Here is a 19,287-nt window from a genome sequence, read left to right on the forward strand (position 1 = left end):
GCGTGTCGTTTCCGGCTCCGGAGGAGCGGCTGAGGCGGGCGACGTATCGTCGAGCATCTCCCGATCTTCGCACGAACAACCTCAACGTGGCGTGTGCCTGGCCAGAGCCGCCGCACCCAGCAAGCCGGGCTGGGGATGGGTGACGGCGAGGGTGGGGATACGCGCCATGGCCGGCGAGAAGCGGCCCTTGTGCTCGAAGCGCTGGCGGAAGCCGGAATGCTGCAGCCAGGGCATCAGGCGCGGCACCAGCCCGCCGGGCAGGAATACGCCGTCCCAGGCGCCCAGGGTCAGCACCAGGTCGCCGGCGGCGGCGCCGTACACCGCGCAGAACACGTCGATCGCGCGCAGGCAGCGCGCGTCGCCTTCGCGCGCCATCGCGGTGATGTCGGCCGGCTGCAGCGGGCCCGGGTCCTCGCCCGCGATCTGGCTGAGCGCGCGATGCAGATTGACCAGGCCGCTGCCGCTGACCAGGCGCTCGTTGGAGACGCGGCCGAACTCGCCCGACAGGCGTTGCAGGATTTCGATTTCCTCGGGCGTGCCGGGCGCGAAACTCACGTGCCCGCCCTCGGTCTGCAGCGGGTAGTAGCGGCCGTCGCGGCGGATCAGTCCGCCCACTCCTAGCCCGGTGCCGGCGCCGATCACCGCATAGGTACGGTCGCCTTCCTCGTCGGCGCCGCGCCAGGCGTTGCCACCGATCGCGACCACGTCCTGCGCGCGCAGCAAGGACACCGCCATCGCCTGCGCAGCGAAATCGTTGACCAGTTGCAGGCGTTCCAGGCCCAGGGCCTGGCGCGTGCGCGCGGCCGAGATCACCCAGGGATGATTGGTGATGCGCGCTTCGTCGCCGTCGACGCGGCCGGCGACCGCGAATACGGCCTCGCTCGGCGTGGCGCCGATGCGGTCGAGATAGTGGCGCGCGGCGTCGGCCAGGGACGGGAAGTCGGCGACCGAGAACACCTGCACGCTGTCCTCGCGCAGCGGCTGCTCGAGCTGCGGCGCGGCCAGGGCGAAACGCGCATTGGTACCGCCGATATCGGCCAGCAAGGTATCCGGCGTGGACGCGCTCACGGTTCGCCTCCGCGGCCCTGGCGCAGCGTCGCCGGCAGGAAGTCGGCGGCCTCGGTCGGGCCCCAGGAGCCGGCCGGGTACTCGATCACGGGCTGGGCGGTGCCGCTCCAGGCGCGTTCGACGCTGTCGATCCACTGCCAGGCCGATTCGACCTCGTCGTCGCGCACGAACAGGGTCTGGTTGCCGCGCAGCGCGTCCACCAGCAGGCGTTCGTAGGCGATGCGGCGTTGCGGCGAGTTCGACATCGACAGGTCCAGCGACATCGGCCGCAGTTCCAGCGCGCCCCATTCGGGCGCGGCCAGGCTGCCCATCAGGCCCAGCTCGACGGTTTCGTCGGGCTGCAGGCGCATGCGCAGGCGATTGGGCCGTTCGCGCCCACGCGCGGGGCGCTCGAACAGCCAGTGCGAGACCGGCTTGAACGAGACCACCACTTCGGTCGCGCGCGCGGCCAGGCGCTTGCCGGTCACCAGCCGGAACGGCACGCCGGCCCAGCGCCAATTGTCGATATAGGTGCGCAGGGCGACGAAGGTCTCCACCGGCGCGTCGTGGACGAAGCCCTTGACCGCGCGGCCCTCGACCACGCCGGCGCCGTAGCGGCCGCGCACGGTATCGCGCGCGGCGTCGGCGGCGTTCATCGGGCGCAGCGCGCGCAGCACCTTGCGCTTCTCCTCGCGGATGCTGTCGGCGTCCAGATTCGAGGGCGGCTCCATCGCGATCAGCGCCAGCAACTGCAACATGTGGTTCTGGACCATGTCGCGCAGCGCGCCGTAGCCGGCGTAGTACTCCTCGCGGCCATCGACGCCGGCGGTCTCGGCGACCAGGATGTCGACCGATTCGATCCAGCGGTGCTGCCACACCGCTTCCAGCAAGGTGTTGCCCAGGCGCAGCGCCAGCAGGTTCTGCACCGCGGCCTTGCCCAGGTAGTGGTCGATGCGGAAGATCCGCGACTCGTCCAGGCAGGCGCGCAGCGCGGCGTTGATTTCGCGCGCCGAGGCCAGGTCGCGGCCGATCGGTTTTTCCAGGACCAGACGCGAGGGATCGGCGAGCACGCCGGCCGCGCTCAGGCCTTGCGCCACCGACACGAACAAATCCGGCGGCGTGGCCAGGTAGCTCACGCTGGGGCGGTCGGCGTAACGCGACAGCGCGGCCGCGATCGCGGCGGTGTCGCGCAGGTCGACCGCGACATAGACGATGCAGCGCAGCAGGCCGTCCACGGACGCAGCGTCGTCGGCGGCTTCGGCCGCCATGCGTTCGCGCAGCCAGGCGCGGAAGTCCTCGTCGCTCAGTTCCTGCCGCCCGACCGCGATCAGGCGGAAGTCGGGCGGCAGCAGGCGGTCGCGCCAGAGGTGGATCAGCGAAGGGAACAGATAGCGCTGGGCGAGATCACCCGTGGCGCCGAACAGCAACAGGGTGTCGTGCATGGCGGCGCCGCCTGGTCGGGATCGAAGCGCTTAAGGTAACGGCTCGGACAGCGAGCGGCCATGCGTCGCGATCACGTTCGAGTACCACTTCGCGCTGTCCTTGGGCGTGCGCTCCTGGGTCGCGTAGTTCACGTGGACCACGCCGAAGCGCTTGGAGTAGCCCAGCGACCATTCCAGGTTGTCCAGCAGCGACCACACCATGTAGCCGCGGATGTCGCAGCCGGCCTGAATCGCGTCGTGGATCGCGCTGAGGTGCTTTTGCAGATAGTCCATGCGCAGCGGGTCGCGCACCCGGCGCTCGCCGCTGGCGTCGGGCTCGGCCACCGGCGGATCGAAGAAGGCCGCGCCGTTCTCGGTGACGTACATCGGGATGTCGCCGTAGCGCTGCTTGAACCAGGTCAGGGTGTCGGTGAGGCCCTGCGGGAACACTTCCCAGCCGGTTTCGGTGTAGGTGCCCGAGGGCTGGCGCACCACGCCGGTGTTGAGCGGGTAGCTGACCGCGTCCTGGGTGACGCTGCGGGTGTAGTAGTTGATGCCGACGAAATCGAGCTTCTGCTGGATCAGCGCGTAGTCCTCGGCCGGCCACTCCGGCCAGGCCTCGCCGAAGATCTCGCGCAGCTCCGGCGGATAGGAGCCGAGCAGGGCGGGGTCGAGGTACTGCTCGTTCATGTAGGCGTGCGCGCGCTTGACCGCGGCGGCGTCGGCGGCGCTGTCGGTGGCGGCGTACTTGGGTTCGATATTCACCACCAGCCCGATCTCGTGCTGGCCGATCGCACGGTAGGCCTGGACCGCGGCGCCGTGCGCGCGCATCAGGTTGTGCGAAGCGATCGGGGCTTCGAAGCGGCTGCGGTGGCCGGGCGCGAGCGCGCCGTGCAGGTAGCCGCCGTCGGTGATCACCCAGGGTTCGTTGAGGGTGACCCACTTCTTGACCCGGCCGTCGAGCGCGCGATAGAGCACGCTGCCGTATTCGGCGAACCAGTCGGCGCAGTCGCGGTTGAGCCAGCCGCCACGGTCGTCCAGCGCCGCCGGCATGTCCCAGTGGTAGAGGGTGAGCAGGGGTTCGATGCCGTTGGCCAGCAGCTCGTCGACCAGGCGCGAATAGAAGTCGACGCCGGCCTGGTTCACCCGGCCGGTGCCCTCGGGCAGGATCCGCGACCAGGACACGCTGAAACGGTAGGCCTGCAGGCCCAGGCGCTTCATCAGCGCGACGTCGTCCTTCCAGCGCCGGTAGTGGTCGCAGGCGACGTCGCCGGTGTCGCCGTTGAGGGTCATCCCCGGCGTGTGGGCGAAGCGGGTCCAGATGCTGGGACCGGCGCCGTCGGCGAGCGGGGAACCCTCGATCTGGTGGGCGGCGGTGGCCGCCCCCCACAGGAACCCCTCGGGAAAGACACGAACTTGACTCATCGCGGTTTGGTCTCCGGAGCGGGCGCCCGTTTCGAGCGCCGGCGTGCATGTAAACGGTTACATGGCAGAATAGCCCAGGGCGACGACAATTGCATCGTGGCCGGGGTCACGATTGGGAGAATTCATGGCGAAGGTCACGCTTGAACGTCTGCGCAAGGTCTATCCGAACGGGTTCGTCGGCGTCGACGAGGCCAGTTTCGAGATCCGCGACGGCGAGCTGCTGGTGCTGGTGGGGCCTTCGGGCTGCGGCAAGTCGACCCTGCTGCGCATGATCGCGGGGCTGGAGACGATCAGCAGCGGCGAGCTGCGCATCGGCGAGCGCCGGGTCAACGAGGTCCCGCCCAAGGACCGCGACATCGCCATGGTGTTCCAGAGCTACGCCCTGTACCCGCACATGACCGTGGCCGAGAACCTCGGCTTCGGCCTCAAGCTGCGCGGCGCGTCCAAGGCCGAGATCGAGGCGCGCGTGAACGAGGCCGCGGCCACGCTGGAGCTGGAATCGATGCTGCAGCGCAAGCCGGCGGCGCTGTCCGGCGGCCAGCGTCAGCGCGTGGCCCTGGGCCGGGCGCTGGTGCGCCAGCCGCAGGTGTTCCTGCTCGACGAGCCGCTGTCGAATCTGGACGCCAAGCTGCGCATGGGCATGCGCGTGGAGATCGCGCGCCTGCACCGTCAGCTCGGCACCACCATGGTCTACGTCACCCACGACCAGATCGAAGCCATGACCCTGGGCCAGCGCATCGTCGTGCTCAAGGACGGCAAGATCCAGCAGATCGACACGCCGATGGCGCTGTACCGGCATCCGGCCAATCTGTTCGTGGCGACTTTCCTGGGCAGTCCGAAAATGAACCTGCTGTGGGGCGAGGTGATCGAACGCGACGGCCTGCGCCTGCGCATCGCCGAAGGCGTGGAGCTGCCGCTGCAGCCCGACGAATCGCTGCGCGAGAGCGTGCGCGGCTACCTCGGCCGCCAGCTCACCGTCGGCCTGCGGCCGGAGGACATGCATCTGGCCGAAGCCGCGCCCGAGCGCCTGGCCGCGCGCGTGGAAGTGGTGGAGCCGGTCGGCAACGAGGCCTTCCTCAACCTGGGCTGCGGCGGCTGCGACCTGGTGCTGCGCCTGCCGCCCTACGACCTGCCCACGCCGGGCGATACCGTGCACCTGGGCTATGCGCCCGAGCGCATGCATTACTTCGACCCCGACACCGAGCGCAGCCTGCGCGCGGCGCCGGCGGCCGGCTGAGCGCGGACAGTCCCACCCAAGGAGCGGCGCATGCGGATCGATCAGGCGACGGCCATCCCGGAAGGCGCGATGTTCTGCGTGCCGCTGGTCGAGGGCGCGGGCTACGCTTATGGCTACGTCGCTCTGGCGCGCGGAGGCTGGGGCTATCTGTACGACGTGTACGACCGCATCGGCGCGGATGACACCCCGCCGGACGGCATCGAGGACGCCGGCCTGGCGGTGCGCAACCTGCTCGGCAGCGGCGGCGAGTTCCTGGCCGCGACCTACAACCCGCGGCCTTGGCGCCTGCTGGACCGGCAGGTGCGCGCGATCGTGCCGCTCGGGCCGGCGCTGTTCCAGGTCGGCAGCAAGGTATTGGACATGCGCGACGGCCAGCCGGTGACCGATGCGAGCATCGATCTCAAGAGCCTGCCGTACAAGGAATACCCGACCGACGACGAACACTCCTACCTGATCACGGCGCGGCTGCTGGGCTGCGAGTATCGCTTCAACGATGCGGGCACAGGCTACGAACTGCTGCGCTGAGCGACGATCCCGCGACGGAAACGGAGAGGAAGCCGGTTTGCTCACGATCGCTCGCCCGCGCCTGGCGGCGCTGTATGCCCTGAATCCCGGATGCGACGCCCAGGCGATCGCCGCGGCCGAAGCGGAGCTGGCCTTTCGCCTACCGGCCGACTACGCGGTGCTGCTGCGCCTCAGCGATGGCCTGCATACGCAAGGCCGGCTGGCGCTGCTGGAACTGGCTGCGATCGGCCCGCGCAATGCCGATTACGAAGTGCAGGTCTATCTGCCCGGCTATGTGATGATCGGCGACGACAGCGGCGGTAGGGCGCTGCTGATGCGCGGCGACCAGTCCACGGTGTACGAGGTCGGCATGGGCTGCATGGATGAGAACGAGCTGACGGTGTCGGCGCAGTCGCTGGAGCAACTGCTGCTGGCGTTCGGCGGGCGCACGCTGGGCGAGCGCGACGCGCCCTGTTCCTGAGCGATGCGGGACGATCGCTGCGGCGCCTGACCTGCGCGACGGCGCGACGCTCCGTCGTTGCCGATAGTCCTGTGCCTCAGGCGGCACCTTGCGCGGCCAGGGCCGCGTCGGCGCGCAAGGATTGGCGCTTGAGGCCGACGATCGCGAGCAGCAACAGGGCCATCGGCGCCAGCGACAGATAGAACGCGGTCTCGCCGCCGGTGCGCGCGAACAGCTGGCCGGTGATGAAGGAGCCGGTGGTGCCGCCCAACGCCGAGAACACCACGATCAGGCCGGTCATCGCGGCGTGCCGCGACTTCGGCAGCGCGCTCAGCACCACCGAATTGATCGCCGGATAGATCGGCGCCATGAACAAGCCGATCAACGGGAACACATAAGCCGCGACCGGGGCGTGGGTCCAGCTGGCGTTCGGATCCGGGCGCAGGCCCGCGGCCAGCGGCAACGCCAGCAGCACCAGCGCGCCCATCGCCAGCACGCAGGCGATCAGCAGCCAATGCCAGGGCACGCGCCGCAGCAGCAGGCCGGCGCCGAGCCGGCCCAGCGCCAGCGACACGGCGAAGATGCTCGCGGCCTGCACGCTCATGGTCGTGGGCAGGTGCAGGATTTCGCGGTTGAAGGTCGGCAGCCAGGTGCCGATGCTCTGTTCGATCAGCACGTACAGGAAGGCCGAGACCAGGAACACGCCGATCAGCGGCTGCGCGATCAGGCGGAACATGTCGAAGAAGGCCTGGCCCGGCGCATGGTCGTCGCGCGCGGCGGATTCGTCCAGGCGGCTGCCCGCCAGCAGCAGCGCGGTCGCGGCGGCGACCGCGGCGATCACGTAGTACACCCGCAGCCAGCGCGGATCGGCGGGCGATTCGGGATTGATGAAGCTCGCGAACAGCCAATAGCCGGCGAGCACGCCGACCATGAACCAGCCTTCGATGGTGCTGGTCAGACTGGCGTGCTGCTGCTTGCCGTCGGTGAGCAGGCCGATCGAGGAATACACCGCGACCTTGGCCAGCGCGAACGAGGCGCCGACGGTCGCGAACAGCAGCTTGGTCGCCCAGAACGCGTGGAACAGCGGCATCAGCGCGCAGGCCGCGGCGACCAGGCTCAGGCCCAGGATCATCGCGCGCCGATAGCCCAGGCGCGGCAGCAGGGACGCGGTCAGGAAAGACACGATCGCGATCGGCAGGTCCTTGAACGCTTCCAGGAAGCTGGCCTCGGCCTTGTTCACGCCGAAGCCCTGGATCGCCTGCAGGATCACCGTGCCGACGCTGTTGAGCAGCACCGCGAACACCATGTAGGTCAACACCATCGCCAGGATCATGCGGCCGCGGTGGCTGCCGGTAGGGCTCATGCGCTGCTCCTGCGCACGGCCGTCGCGGCCGGGCGCTGTGAAGAAAAAGACCGTTCGCGACGGTCGCGGAGGCCGCCTGCGCCTTGGGGGGAGGGCTTGCGCAGGCGGCGATTCCGGGAGCGCGTCGCGAACGGGCTTCGAAAACCGCGCGCCGGGCGGCGCGCGGCGGTCGAACGCGACGGAGCGAGCATCGCATGCCGCTCCGCCGCCGCCGCGCTCACCAGCGGTAGGCCGCCGAGAGTTGGTAGGAACGGCCCGCGATCGGCCGGCCCAGGAACACGCCGCCGGTGGCGGCGCCGGGCACGCGCACGTTGCCCTCGGTCAGGCCCAGCTCGTCGCTGACGTTGCTGCCGCTGGCGGTGAACTCCCAATGCTCGCCCACGTGCAGGTTCGCGCCCACGTCCAGCGTGTGGTACGAGGGCAACTGCTGGGTGTTGGCCAGGTCGGCGTAGCGGTCGCCGATGTGCGAGTAGGTCGCGAACAGTTTCAGATCGCCGACCGGCAGGGTCCAGTAATAGCTCGGGGTGATCCGGAACTGGGTCTTGGGCTGGCGCATCACCTGGTTGCCGGTGAACTCGCGATAGTTCTCGTACTGGGCGTCCAGCCAAACCCCGGTCGCGCGCAGCTCGAAGCCGCCGAAGGGACGGATCGCGCCTTCCAGCTCGACGCCGTAGGCGCGCGAATCGCCGACCGTGGTGAAGTTGCTGCCGTCGTCGAGGAAAGCCTGGAACGGCGAGTTGGTGAAGCTGTTGTAGAACGCGGTCAGGTACAGGTCGTAGACCGAGTTTCCGGACTTGAAGCCCAGCTCGTACTGGTCGACTTCCTGGACCTTGGTGTTGCCGTCGCGCAGGTTGTCGAAGGCCGGCAGCTTGTAGCCTGAGTTGGCGCGCGCGAACAGGCTGGAGGTCTCGTTGAGCTTGAAGTTCAGGCCCAGGGTCCAGGAGAAATGCTTGTCGTCCTGGTCGATGCGGCGCGTGCTCGGCAGCGAGATCGAGGTGTTGCTGTCGTAGAGCGTGTTGGGGTTGCCATCCAGATCGACCGTGGCGGTGTTGTGCACGGTGCCGTCGACCTGTTGCCACTCGTAGCGGATGCCGCCGTCCAGGCGCAGGCGGTCGTTGATCTGCCATTCGTCGGCCAGGAACACGGCGGTGTTCTGGCCGTCGTAGTCGCCGCGTAGCGAGAAGAACGAGGTGCCGACGAAGCCGTCGCGGGTGACCTGGCGGCCGTCGGCCAGGGTCACGTCGATGCGGCGCGCGTTGTTCTGCGCGGTCAGCAGCATGTTGTTGCCCAGGTACCAGGTGTCCTTGGAGGAATAGCGCGCGTAGTAGACGCCGGCGGTGAGGGTGTTGCCCTCGAACAGGTCGCGGCTGAAGCGCAGGTCGTTGGTGAAGGACTCGATCTGCTTGTCGACCACCCAGAAGCCGGCGGTCAGTACCTGCTGGTTCGGATCCACCGCGCCGCCGCCGTTGGTGTAGGTGGCGGTGCCGGGGCTGCCGAAGGAGGCGATGTAGCTGCTGATGGTCTGCGGGCTGGCGCCGGTGAACAGGCCGTTGGTGGGCGCGCTGCCGTTGACGTAGTTGACGCGGTCGCTGATGGTCCAGTCGCCGACGTAGAAGTCCATCGAGGCGCCGAACACGTCGAGGTTGATGCCGCGGCCGTCGGCGAGGTCGCGGCTGATGGTCTGGCCGTTGGGACCGGTCGGAATGGTCACGCGGCGGAAGTCGTTGCCCAGCAGGGTGCCCGATTGCGCGTTCAAGCCCGGGAAGCTGGACAGGTCCTTGCCGTTGTTGCGCGACAGCAGCGGGATCGGAGTGAAGAAGGCGTTCTTGTCGTCGGTGTGGCGCGCGTACAGGGTGATCTCGCCACTGTCCCAACTGCGGGTCAGGGTGGCGCTGAACTGGCCGCCCTTGTCGGCCGGGAACTGGGTGTCGCGCACGCCGTCGGTGACGCGGTAGAAGCCGCCGATGCTGTAGTACCAGCCTTCGCCGAGCTTGCCGCTGTTGAACACGTCGACGCGGCGCAGGTTGTCGCTGCCGGCGGTCACGCGCAGGCTGCCTTCGGTCTCTTCGCCGCCCTTCTTTTGGATGAAGTTGACGGTGGCGCCGGGCTGGCCGTTGGAGAAGATCGGGCTGGGGCCGCCGCGCAGCACTTCCATGCGGTCGATGGTGTCGTCCATGCGGAACAGGGTGGAGTTCTCCAGGAACGACAGGGTCGGCGGCGGGAACAGCGGCGCGCCGTCCATCTGCACGGTCACGAACGGGGCGTCGCCTTCCGACGGCATGCCGCGCACGAAGATGTTGGCGCCGGTGCTGCCGCCGGCTGATTCGGCCCAGATGCCGGGCACCACCTTGAGGGCGTCGGCCGTGCTCAGCGGCACCGCTTCCTGCAACTGCTCCAGCGAGGCGGTGGTGATCGAGAAGCTGGCGTCGCGCTTGCGCACGCCCTTGAAGCGCGCGGTACCGGAGACCACCACCGCATCCAGGGTGGTAGCCTGACTTTCGTCGGCGGGCGGCGCATCCGCGGCCGGCGCCGGCGCGGCGTCCTGCGCGCGCACCAGGCCCGGGCTCAACGCGGCGGCGATGGCCATCGACAGGGCGTAACGGATCAGAGACTGCTGCTGCATGGTGTTCTCCCCACTCCTCAAGAATGTCAGGTTGCGTAGATCGCGCCGAGTGCCGGCGCGGCGTCAGGGCGTCACGAAAGCGTCCAGGTCGAAAGCGGCGATCTCGGGCAGGTGCGCATCGGCGCCGGGCAGGGCATCGGCCGAGCCGATGCCGACCGCGGGCATACCGGCGGCGCGGATCGCGACGATGCCGGCGGCCGCGTCCTCGATGCCGATGCAGCGGTCGGGTGGCACGCCCAGCGCCTGCGCCACGCTCAGGAAAATGTCCGGCGCCGGTTTGGCGCGTGCGATCGTCGCGGCGTCGGCGATGTAGTCGAAGCGGTCGGCGATGCCCAGCCGCGCCAGCAGCGCGGGCGCGTTCTTGCTGGCCGAGGCCAGGCCGAGCTTGAGGCCGCGCGCACGCGCCGCGTCCAGCAGTTCGGTCACGCCGGGATACAGGTCCTGCGGGCCCACGCTTTCGATCGCGGCGCGGTAGTAGCCATTCTTGCGCGCGGCCAGTTCGCGTCGTTCGGCCTCGTCGTAGGGCCGGTCCGCGCGCTCCAGGATGATCGCCAGCGAGGCCTCGCGGTCCACGCCCTTCAGGCGCAGGTTCACGGTCTCGTCGAAGGGCACGCCGATCTCGTCGGCCAGGCGCTTCCAGGCCAGGTAATGGGTGTGCGCGGTGTCGGTGAGCACGCCGTCCAGGTCGAAGATCAGGGCCTGGGTCGGGCGCGGGAACGGGGCGGATGCGGCGGCATCGGCGGGCGCGCGCGCCAGCGTCTGTGCGGCGTCCACACTCAGGCGCAAGCGTTGTCCGGCGTGCACGATCTCCAACGGCTCGCCTTCGATCAGCCGATACACCACCTGCGCGCGTTCGACGCCCACATGCAGTTCGCGGCCGCGCCAGCGCAGGCCGAAGCCGTAGCCGTTCCAGCGCGCGGGCAGGGTGGGGGCGAAATGCAGTTCGCCCTCGATCGCGCGCAGGCCGGCGAAGCCCTGGGTCAGGGCCAGCCAGCTGCCGGCCATCGCCGCCATGTGCACGCCGTGATCGGTGTTGCCGTGCAGGTCGTCCAGGTCCACGCGCAGGCTGGCGTCGAAGTAATGCAGGGCGCGATCGGGGTAACCGACCTCGCTGGCGAGGATGCCGAACATCGACGCCGACAGGGTCGAGTCGTGGGTGGTCACCGCTTCGTAGTAGTCGTAACTGCGGCGCTTGCGCGCCAGGTCGATGTCGGCGCCGGCCAGCACCAGCGCCATCACCACGTCGGCCTGCTTGCAGACCTGGTAGCGGTAGAGCGTGAGCGGGTGGTAATCCAGCAGCAGCGGGCGGTGTTCGCCCTGTCGCGGCGGGAACGGCCAGCGCGGTTTGTCGAGGAAGCCGTCGTCCTGCGCGTATACGCCCAGGGCTTCGTCGTAAGGCAGGTACATCGCCTCGGCAGCGCGCTCCCAGTTCGCGACTTCGTCGGCGTCCAAGCCCAGGCGCGCGGCCAGGGCGATGGCCGCTTGCGGTCGCTCCTCGTGCAGGCGCCGCCACACCGCGACCGCGCGCCGCAGATGCTGCTGGGCCAGGCGGTTGGTGTAGTAGTTGTTGTCGACCATGGCCGTGTACTCGTCCGGCCCGGTGACTTCGTGGATGCAGAAGGCGCCGCCGCGGCGCGGGTTGTAGTGGCCGATCTGCGGCCAGATGCGCGCGGTCTCGAACAGCATCTCGGCGCCGCCGTCGAACAGGAAGCCGACGTCGTCGCTGGCGTCCAGGTACAGGCCGATCGCGTAGGCGATGGCGGCGTTGATGTGGTACGCGGCCGAGCCCGAAGGGTAGTGCGCCGAGCACTCGCCGCCGCCGATGGTGCGCCAGGGGTACAGCGCGCCGGCGGCGTGGTTCATCTCGCGCGCATGCGACCGCGCGGCCTCGAGCATGCCGTGACGCGCCTGCAGCATCGCGCGCGCCACCTCCGGCGCGGTGTAGGCCATCACCGGCAGCACGAAGGCCTCGGTGTCCCAGAAGCAATGGCCTTCGTAGCCTTCGCCGGTCAGGCCCTTGGCGGCGGTGCCCGACACGCCGTCGCGGCCGGCGGACTGCCACAGGTGGAACAGGTTGAAGCGCAGCGCCAGTTCGCTGTCGGGATCGCCGTCGATGGACAGTTCGGCGTCGCGCCAGAACTCGGCCATGGCGCTGGACTGCAATGCGGCCAGGGCCTCATAGCCAGCCTCCACTGTCGCCGACAATGCGCTGTCGACGCGCGCGTCCAAGCCGCCGGCGTCGGCGGCGCTGGCGTAGGCGACGAACTTCTCCAACACCACGCTGGTGCCCGGCAGCAACTGCGCTTCATAGCGCTGCGCGGCGCGCGCCTCGTCGGCCATGGCGTCGGCATAGCGCAAGCTCGCCTCGCCCGAGGGCAGACGATGGCGTTGGCCGCACAGCACCGCGCCGGTACCGTGGCGGGTGCGCTGGCCGTAGCGGGCCTGCACGGCGTCGGCGCGCGCGCCGTTGGCGAGCAGGCCTTCGCTGCCGGACACGCCGATGCGCGGATCGTCGCCCTGGGCCGCGGCCTGACGGCCGCTTTCTATCGCCGACACCAGCGCGATCGGGCCGCTGTAGTCGATCGAGGTCACCCGGTAGCGGATCGCCAGCAGGTCGCAAGCGCCTGGATGCACGTTCAGCGGCACCACGCGTTCGGCCAGGATTTCGATCGTCGCGCCGTGCGCATCGCGCAGACGCATGCGCCGCCGTAGCGCGCCGGCATGCAGGTCGAGTTCGCGTTCGAACGCCAGCACCTCGGCGCTTTCCGGATCCAGGCGCCGTTCGCCCAGCCAGACCTCGATGCGTTTGCCGTCGGCGACCGGCACGCGGGTGTCGGTGCTCAAGGCGAAACCACGGAAGCGCTCGTGGTAGTGGATCGGGTTGTGCTCGTAGACCGCGGCCAGGTAGCAGCCGTCGCCGTCGCCGCGACCTTCCTCGAAACCGCCGCGCACGCCCAGCGAGCCGTTGGCCAGCGCGTACAGGCTGGCGTCGCGCTGTCGGCGCGCCGGCTCGTAACGGTCCTGGCGCAGGCGCCAGGCGCGCTGCGCTTGCGGGTCTTGGTCGGGGCGGGGCGGGGGATTCGTATCGGTCACGCGGGTTCGGCCTGCACGCTGGACCGCCGGTCGGCGGCTTGGAGGCGGACCCTAAAAGCGCATTGTTATCGATGTCAAGTTATCGATAACAAAAACCGACGTCATGGGCGTGCCGAGCTGCCGATCAGGGCCGCAGGAGCATTCGATCCCGCGTTGGCCCAGGTCTAGGCGTCTGAATTCATGACGGTTTTTGGTTGCCGCGACGCGGGTGGGCCGAATCGCTGGCGCCCGGCATCCGCTATTGCGCTGCGGTCAATCGCGTTGCGGCGCAGCATGCGTCTGCGCCGCGCCCAGGCCGGGCTCAGGTCACCCGCACCACCAGGTTGGTCGCCAGGATCTCCGACTGCGCTGGCTGGCCCTCGATCAGGGCCAGGATCTTGCGCGCCAGCAGCACGCCAGCGTCGGTGAAGTTCTGGTGCACCGAGGTCAGCGGCGGCAGATAGGTCGCGCCTAGCGGGGTGTCGTCGTAGCCGATTACCGATACGTCCTCGGGCACCCGCCGGCCGCGTTCGATCAGGGCCCGGATCGCGCCGATCGCGAGCAAGTCGCTGGCCGCGAACAGGGCGTCGAACTGCGGATGCTCGTCGAGCAGGCGATGCACCGCGGCCGCGCCGGCGCTTACGGTCAGGGCCGGCACCGAGGGCGTGAGCGGAATCAGGTCGTGACGGGCGAGGGCGCGGCTGTAGCCGTCCAGGCGCTCGGCGAATTCGCCGTGCGCGGGATCGCCCAGGAACACCGGCCGACGCCGCCCCAGGGCGATGAAACGCTCGGCCGCGAGCGCGCCGCCGCGCTGGTTGTCGCTGCCTACCACCACCTGCGATTCGTGGCGGCTGACCGCGCCCCAGACCACCATCGGCCGGCCCCAGCGCTCGACCTGGTGCATGGCGTCCTCGTGCGCGCCCTGGCCCAGCAGGATCACGCCGTCGGCGGCCTGCACGCTGGGCAGCGCGCCGCCCTGCAGCGAGGTCAGCAGCACCGCGTAGCCGGACGAGGTCAGTTCCTGGCTGATGCCGCCGAGCAGGTCCAAGGGGTAGGGCCCGGACATCTGGCGTTCGATGGTCGGGGTCATCTCGACCACCACCGCCACGGTCATGCTGCGGCGCAGACGCAGATTGCGCGCCGAGATGTTGAACATGTAGCCCTGGGTCTCGGCCAGCGCCTTGATCTGGGCGCGGGTCTCGGGATTGACCAAGGGGCTGTCGCGCAGGGCGCGCGAAACCGTGATCGCCGAGACCCCGGCCAGCTTGGCCAGATCGGCCATGGTCGGGCTGTCGCCGGGTTCTTTCTTGCGGCGTTGGGCGCGGGGTCGGCTCATCGGCCTGGCTACCTTGCGTTGCGGACGGGCGCGGACCGCGTCCGGGTCCGTGCGTCATCAATAGCATGACGGCCGTTGCGGTTCGCAGTCCCCCGGGGCGGCGGAAGCCTGTGCCGATCCGGGTCGCGGCTGCACCGGCGACGGGCCCGGCGAGGCCGGCTCCAGCCCGTTATACTCACGAGGCTGTGCGGCGTTTTCGCTGCATATCGTCTATAGTAATCAGTAATTTAGACGAACAACTTCATCTTCCTTGGTATCTACGGCAGCGCCTCGCAGGCGCGCCAGAGGCAACCCCGCCGCATGCGTCTGTCCACGATCAAGCTCTCCGGTTTCAAGTCCTTCGTCGATCCGACCACGTTGCACCTGCCCACCAACATGACCGGCGTGGTCGGTCCCAACGGCTGCGGCAAGTCCAACATCATCGACGCGGTGCGCTGGGTGATGGGCGAGAGCTCGGCCAGCCGACTGCGCGGCGACTCGCTGACCGACGTGATCTTCGCCGGCTCCTCGGCGCGCAAGCCGGTGTCGCAGGCGATGGTCGAGCTGATCTTCGACAACTCCGACCACACCATCACCGGCGAATTCGCGGCCTTCAACGAGATCTCGGTCAAGCGCACCGTCAGCCGCGACGGCACCAGCCAGTACTACCTCAACGGCGGCAAGTGCCGTCGTCGCGACATCACCGATCTGTTCCTCGGCACCGGCCTGGGCCCGCGCAGCTACTCGATCATCGAGCAGGGCATGATCAGCCAGATCATCGAGGCCAAGCCCGAGGAACTGCGCGTCTACCTGGAAGAGGCCGCCGGCATCTCCAAGTACAAGGAGCGCCGCAAGGAAACCGAGACCCGCATCCGCCACACCCGCGAAAACCTCGACCGCCTCAACGACCTGCGCGAGGAAGTCGGCAAGCAGCTCGAACACTTGCGCCGCCAGGCTCGCCAGGCCGAGCAGTACCAGGCGATCCAGGCCGAGCGCCGGGTCAAGGACGCCGAGTGGAAGGCGCTGGAACACCGCGCCCTGGACCAGAAACTGCAGGCGCAGCGCGAGAAGCTGTCGCAGCAGGAAACCCGCCTGCAGCAGCTGATCGCCGAGCAGCGCGAGGCCGAGCGCGAGCTTGAGACCGGACGCGTGCGCCGCGAGGAAGCCGCCGAAGCGCTCAACAAGGCCCAGGCCGCCAGTTACGAAGTCGGCGGCGCCTTGGCCCGGATCGAACAGCAGATCCAGCACCAGCGCGAGATGACCACCCGCCTGCAGCGCGCGCGCGACGAAGCCGCCGCGCAGCTGGCCGAACTCGGCAGCCACATGGGCAGCGACCAGGAACGCCTGGACGCGCTGCGCGCCGCGGTCGAGGACGCCGAGCCGCGCCTGGAAGCGTTGCGCGACAACGACGAAGCGCGCCAGGAAGCCCTGCGCGACGCCGAGACCAAGCTCAACGACTGGCAGCAGCGCTGGGACGCGCACAGCCGCGCCCAGTCCGAGGCCGCGCGCGCGGCCGACGTCGAGCGCACCCGCATCGAGGGCCTGGACCGCCAGAGCCTGGACGCCGAACGCCGGCGCGAAGCCCTGTCCAACGAGCGCACCGGCCTGGACCTGAGCGCGCTGGCGGCCGCCTTCGAACAGATCCAGAGCCAGCACGACGTCCAGAAGGAATCGCTGGAAGGCCTGACCCACGAACTCGAAACCCGCAAGGCCAGCGTCACCGAGCTGCAGGAACAGCAGCGCGGCACCCAGTCCGAACTGGCCGAAGCGCGCAAGCAGGCGCAGGCCGCGCGCGGCCGCTTGTCCTCGCTGGAAACCTTGCAGCACGCCGCGCTGGGCCAGGAGCAGGGCGCGGCGGTGAACTGGCTCAAGAGCCGCGGCCTGGACAGCGCCGCGCGCGTGGGCGAGCGTCTGGACGTCGACGCCGGCTGGGAGAACGCGGTCGAAAGCGCGCTCGGCCAACTCATCGAGGGCGTGCTGGTCGACGCCCCGGAGTCCCTGGTCGACGCGATCGGCGAACTCGCCGACGGCCGCCTCAGCCTGGTGTCGCCCGAGGCCGACGACAGCGTGTATCCGCCGACCTCGCTGGCCGCCAAGGTGCGCGGCCCGCGCGCGATCCGGCGCCTGCTCGCGCGCCTGCACACGGCGGAGGATCTGGCCGCGGCGCGTGCGCTGCAGTCCTCACTGGACGAAGGCGACTCGGTCATCACCCGCGGCGGCGAGCGCCTCGGCGCGGGCTGGGTGCGGGTGCTGCGCTCCGGCGCCGCCCAGCAGGGCGCGCTGCTGCGCGAGCGCGAGATCCAGACCCTGCGCGGCGAGATCGAGACCCTGCTCAATCGCGAACGCGAACTCGAATCGCTGCTGGTGCAGCTGCGCGACCGCACCCTGGCCGCCGAACAGCAGCGCGAAGACGCCCAGCGCGGCCTGTACATGGCCCACCGCGGCGTATCCGAACTGGCCGGCCAACTGCAGAGCCAGCAGGGCCGCCTGGACACCGCGCGCGGCCGCATCGAGAAGATCGAAGCCGAGCTGGAACAACTGATCCTCACCCTCGACGGCAGCCGCGACCAGGCCCGCGACGCGCGTGCGCGCCAGGAAGCCGCGGTCGAGCGCATGGGCGAACTCGAAGACACCCGCCTGGCGCTGGAATCCGAGCGCCGCAGCCTGGGCGACGCGCGCGAAGCCGCGCGCAACGCCGCGCGCGAATCGCGCGACGTGGCGCATGCCCTGGCCCTGACCCTGGAAGCGCAGCGCACCCAGATCGTCGGCCTGTCGCAGGCCCTGGACCGCATGGGCGGCCAGCGCGGCCAGCTCGACAACCGCCTGGGCGAACTCGCCGCGCAGCTGGCCGAAGGCGACCAGCCGGTGCAATCGCTCGAGACCCAGCGCCAGGTCGCGCTGGAACAACGCGTGCTCGCCGAGCAGAGCCTGACCAGCGCGCGCAGCCACCTCGACGGCATCGACAACGACCTGCGCCGCTACGAGCAGACCCGTCATCAGCGCGACGAGCAGGCCCTGCAGCAGCGCGAGGCCATCGGCCAGCGCCGCCTCGAACAGCAGGCCCTGGTGCTCAAGGCCGAGACCCTGTCGGCGGCGATCGCCGAGGCCGGCTTCGTGCTCGAGGACGTGGTCAACACCCTCACCGAGGACATGCAGCCGCAGGTCTGGGAGCGCACCGTCGCCGAACTCGACGGCAAGCTGCGCCGGCTGGAGCCGGTCAATCTGGCCGCGATCGCCGAGCATGCCGAGGCCGCGACCCGCAAGGACTACCTGGACGCGCAGTACACCGACCTCACCACCGCGCTGGAGACCCTGGAAGACGCGATCCGCAAGATCGACCGCGAGACCCGCGGCCGCTTCAAGGACACCTTCGACCGCGTCAACTCCGGCGTGCAGGAACTGTATCCGCGCCTGTTCGGCGGCGGTCATGCCTACCTGGAACTCACCGGCGAGGACCTGCTCGATACCGGCGTGGCGATCATGGCGCGCCCGCCCGGCAAGCGCGTGTCCAACATCTCGCTGCTGTCCGGCGGCGAGAAGGCGATGACCGCGGTGGCGCTGGTGTTCGCGATCTTCCGCCTCAACCCGGCGCCGTTCTGTCTGCTCGACGAGGTCGACGCGCCGCTGGACGAAGCCAACGTCGGCCGTTTCACGGCGATGGTCAGCGAGATGAGCGAACAGGTACAGTTCCTGTTCGTGAGCCACAACAAGGCGACGATGGAAGCCGCGCAGCAGTTGTCGGGCGTGACCATGCGCGAGCCGGGCGTCAGCCGTCTGGTCTCGGTGGACCTGGCCGAGGCGACGCGTCTGGCAGGCGCGGCCTAAGCGGCCACGCCGGGATTAGTGATTTGGGATTCGGGATTGGCAAGAGCCGCTGCCCGGCCCGTGATGTCGCATCGCAACTGCTTTTTTGCAGTTAACTTAGGAGCCGGGAGCGGGTAGGGAATCGAAAGTCGGCGCAAGTGCTTCGACGAATCCCGAATCTCGAATCCCGAATCTCCGCTTTCAAAGGAGCAATCGATGTCCGAAGTGACCCTGCTGCGGATCGGCATCCTGATCGCCGGCTTGATCCTGATCGGCGCGATCGTGTTCTTCGGCCGTCCGCGCAAGCCCGGGCAGGGCAAGCGCGTGCCGCGCGAGAGCGGCGCGGATGCGCGCAAGGGCGAGGGCGGCCGTCGCGAGCCCACCCTGGGCGAGCTGATCGAAGGCGAGGGCGAAGCGGCCGCGGCCGGCGAAAGCACGCGTCAGGCCGAGCTGGAACTGTTCGATCGCACCCTCGAGGGCGGCGCCGCCAACAGCGAACTCGGCCGCCGCGCCACCGAGGAATTCGACAAGATCGTCACCCTCTACCTGGCCGCGCGCGCCGGCGCCAAGCTGCACGGCCCCGACATCGTGGTCGCGGCCGAAAAGGCCGGCCTGGTCTACGGCCACATGGGCGTGTTCCACCGCCTGGTCGAAGGCCATCCCGAGCGCGGCCCGGTGTTCAGCGTGGCCAACATCATGAAACCCGGCAGTTTCGACATGGCCCAGATCCAGGCCCTGGAAACGCCGGCGATCGCGTTCTTCCTGACCCTGCCGGCGCCGGTGCCCGCGCTGGACGCCTGGGAGACCATGCTGCCGACCGCGCAGCGCATGGCCGAACTGCTGGACGGCGTGGTCCTGGACGAACAGCGCAACGCCCTCGGCCGCCAGCGCATCGCCCACCTGCGCGACGAACTGCGCGCCTACGACCGCCAGCGCGAAGCGCCGCCGCTGACGCGGCCTACGCGCTGGTAAGCGATCCCGCGCGCTAGCCCGGCTGCGCCGCGGCGACGTCGCGG

The 19,287-nt window shown here is 69.6% G+C and carries 12 protein-coding genes; 5 read left to right on the top strand and 7 right to left on the bottom strand.

Annotation, left to right across the window (positions count from 1 at the left end):
- Positions 1-81: 81 nt before the first annotated feature.
- From glk to ASD69_RS04480, 3 genes are read right to left on the bottom strand one after another with little or no spacing between them, the layout of a single operon-like run.
- Complete coding sequence (gene glk, locus ASD69_RS04470; protein WP_056174422.1) at positions 82-1,068, bottom strand: glucokinase; 987 nt, start codon at positions 1,066-1,068, stop codon at positions 82-84.
- Positions 1,065-2,489, bottom strand: a complete 1,425-nt coding sequence (gene zwf, locus ASD69_RS04475) for a glucose-6-phosphate dehydrogenase (RefSeq protein WP_056174424.1) — start codon at positions 2,487-2,489, stop codon at positions 1,065-1,067. Before zwf ends, glk begins: the two co-directional genes overlap by 4 nt.
- A 30-nt stretch (positions 2,490-2,519) precedes the next feature.
- On the bottom strand, positions 2,520-3,893 hold the full coding sequence (locus ASD69_RS04480; RefSeq protein WP_056174426.1) for a GH1 family beta-glucosidase: 1,374 nt from the start codon (positions 3,891-3,893) through the stop codon (positions 2,520-2,522).
- A gap of 124 nt (positions 3,894-4,017) precedes the next feature.
- Between ASD69_RS04480 and ugpC the strand changes: the two genes are divergently transcribed.
- From ugpC to ASD69_RS04495, 3 genes are read left to right on the top strand one after another with little or no spacing between them, the layout of a single operon-like run.
- Positions 4,018-5,130 carry a sn-glycerol-3-phosphate ABC transporter ATP-binding protein UgpC gene (ugpC, locus tag ASD69_RS04485; protein WP_056174428.1) on the top strand — a complete coding sequence of 371 codons (1,113 nt, stop codon included), beginning with the start codon at positions 4,018-4,020 and terminating at the stop codon, positions 5,128-5,130.
- A 30-nt stretch (positions 5,131-5,160) separates the two neighbouring features.
- Positions 5,161-5,655 carry a hypothetical protein gene (locus tag ASD69_RS04490; RefSeq protein WP_056174430.1) on the top strand — a complete coding sequence of 165 codons (495 nt, stop codon included), beginning with the start codon at positions 5,161-5,163 and terminating at the stop codon, positions 5,653-5,655.
- 37 nt (positions 5,656-5,692) lie between these two features.
- Positions 5,693-6,115, top strand: coding sequence for an SMI1/KNR4 family protein (locus tag ASD69_RS04495; RefSeq protein WP_056174432.1), 423 nt, complete (start codon positions 5,693-5,695; stop codon positions 6,113-6,115).
- 76 nt (positions 6,116-6,191) lie between these two features.
- On the opposite strand, the gene ASD69_RS04500 is transcribed toward ASD69_RS04495, so the two are convergent.
- The 4 genes from ASD69_RS04500 to ASD69_RS04515 form a co-directional block, all read right to left on the bottom strand.
- The gene (locus ASD69_RS04500; protein ID WP_235567139.1) at positions 6,192-7,457 is read right to left on the bottom strand and encodes an MFS transporter; all 1,266 of its coding nucleotides are present in this window, start codon (positions 7,455-7,457) and stop codon (positions 6,192-6,194) included.
- Between the two features lie 217 nt (positions 7,458-7,674).
- Complete coding sequence (locus ASD69_RS04505; protein ID WP_056174435.1) at positions 7,675-10,080, bottom strand: TonB-dependent receptor; 2,406 nt, start codon at positions 10,078-10,080, stop codon at positions 7,675-7,677.
- A 63-nt stretch (positions 10,081-10,143) separates the two neighbouring features.
- On the bottom strand, positions 10,144-13,173 hold the full coding sequence (gene pgmB, locus ASD69_RS04510; RefSeq protein ID WP_056174437.1) for a beta-phosphoglucomutase: 3,030 nt from the start codon (positions 13,171-13,173) through the stop codon (positions 10,144-10,146).
- A gap of 301 nt (positions 13,174-13,474) precedes the next feature.
- The gene (locus ASD69_RS04515) at positions 13,475-14,488 is read right to left on the bottom strand and encodes a LacI family DNA-binding transcriptional regulator (protein ID WP_056174439.1); all 1,014 of its coding nucleotides are present in this window, start codon (positions 14,486-14,488) and stop codon (positions 13,475-13,477) included.
- 300 nt (positions 14,489-14,788) lie between these two features.
- Between ASD69_RS04515 and smc the strand changes: the two genes are divergently transcribed.
- Both smc and zipA read left to right on the top strand, forming a co-directional pair.
- Positions 14,789-18,292, top strand: coding sequence for a chromosome segregation protein SMC (gene smc, locus ASD69_RS04520; protein ID WP_056174441.1), 3,504 nt, complete (start codon positions 14,789-14,791; stop codon positions 18,290-18,292).
- 195 nt (positions 18,293-18,487) lie between these two features.
- Positions 18,488-19,243 (top strand): cell division protein ZipA, encoded by a 756-nt coding sequence (zipA, locus tag ASD69_RS04525; protein WP_056174443.1) that lies wholly within the window; start codon positions 18,488-18,490, stop codon positions 19,241-19,243.
- Positions 19,244-19,287: the final 44 nt, after the last annotated feature.

Source organism: Lysobacter sp. Root604, assembly GCF_001427505.1.
Taxonomy (GTDB): Bacteria; Pseudomonadota; Gammaproteobacteria; order Xanthomonadales; family Xanthomonadaceae; genus Lysobacter.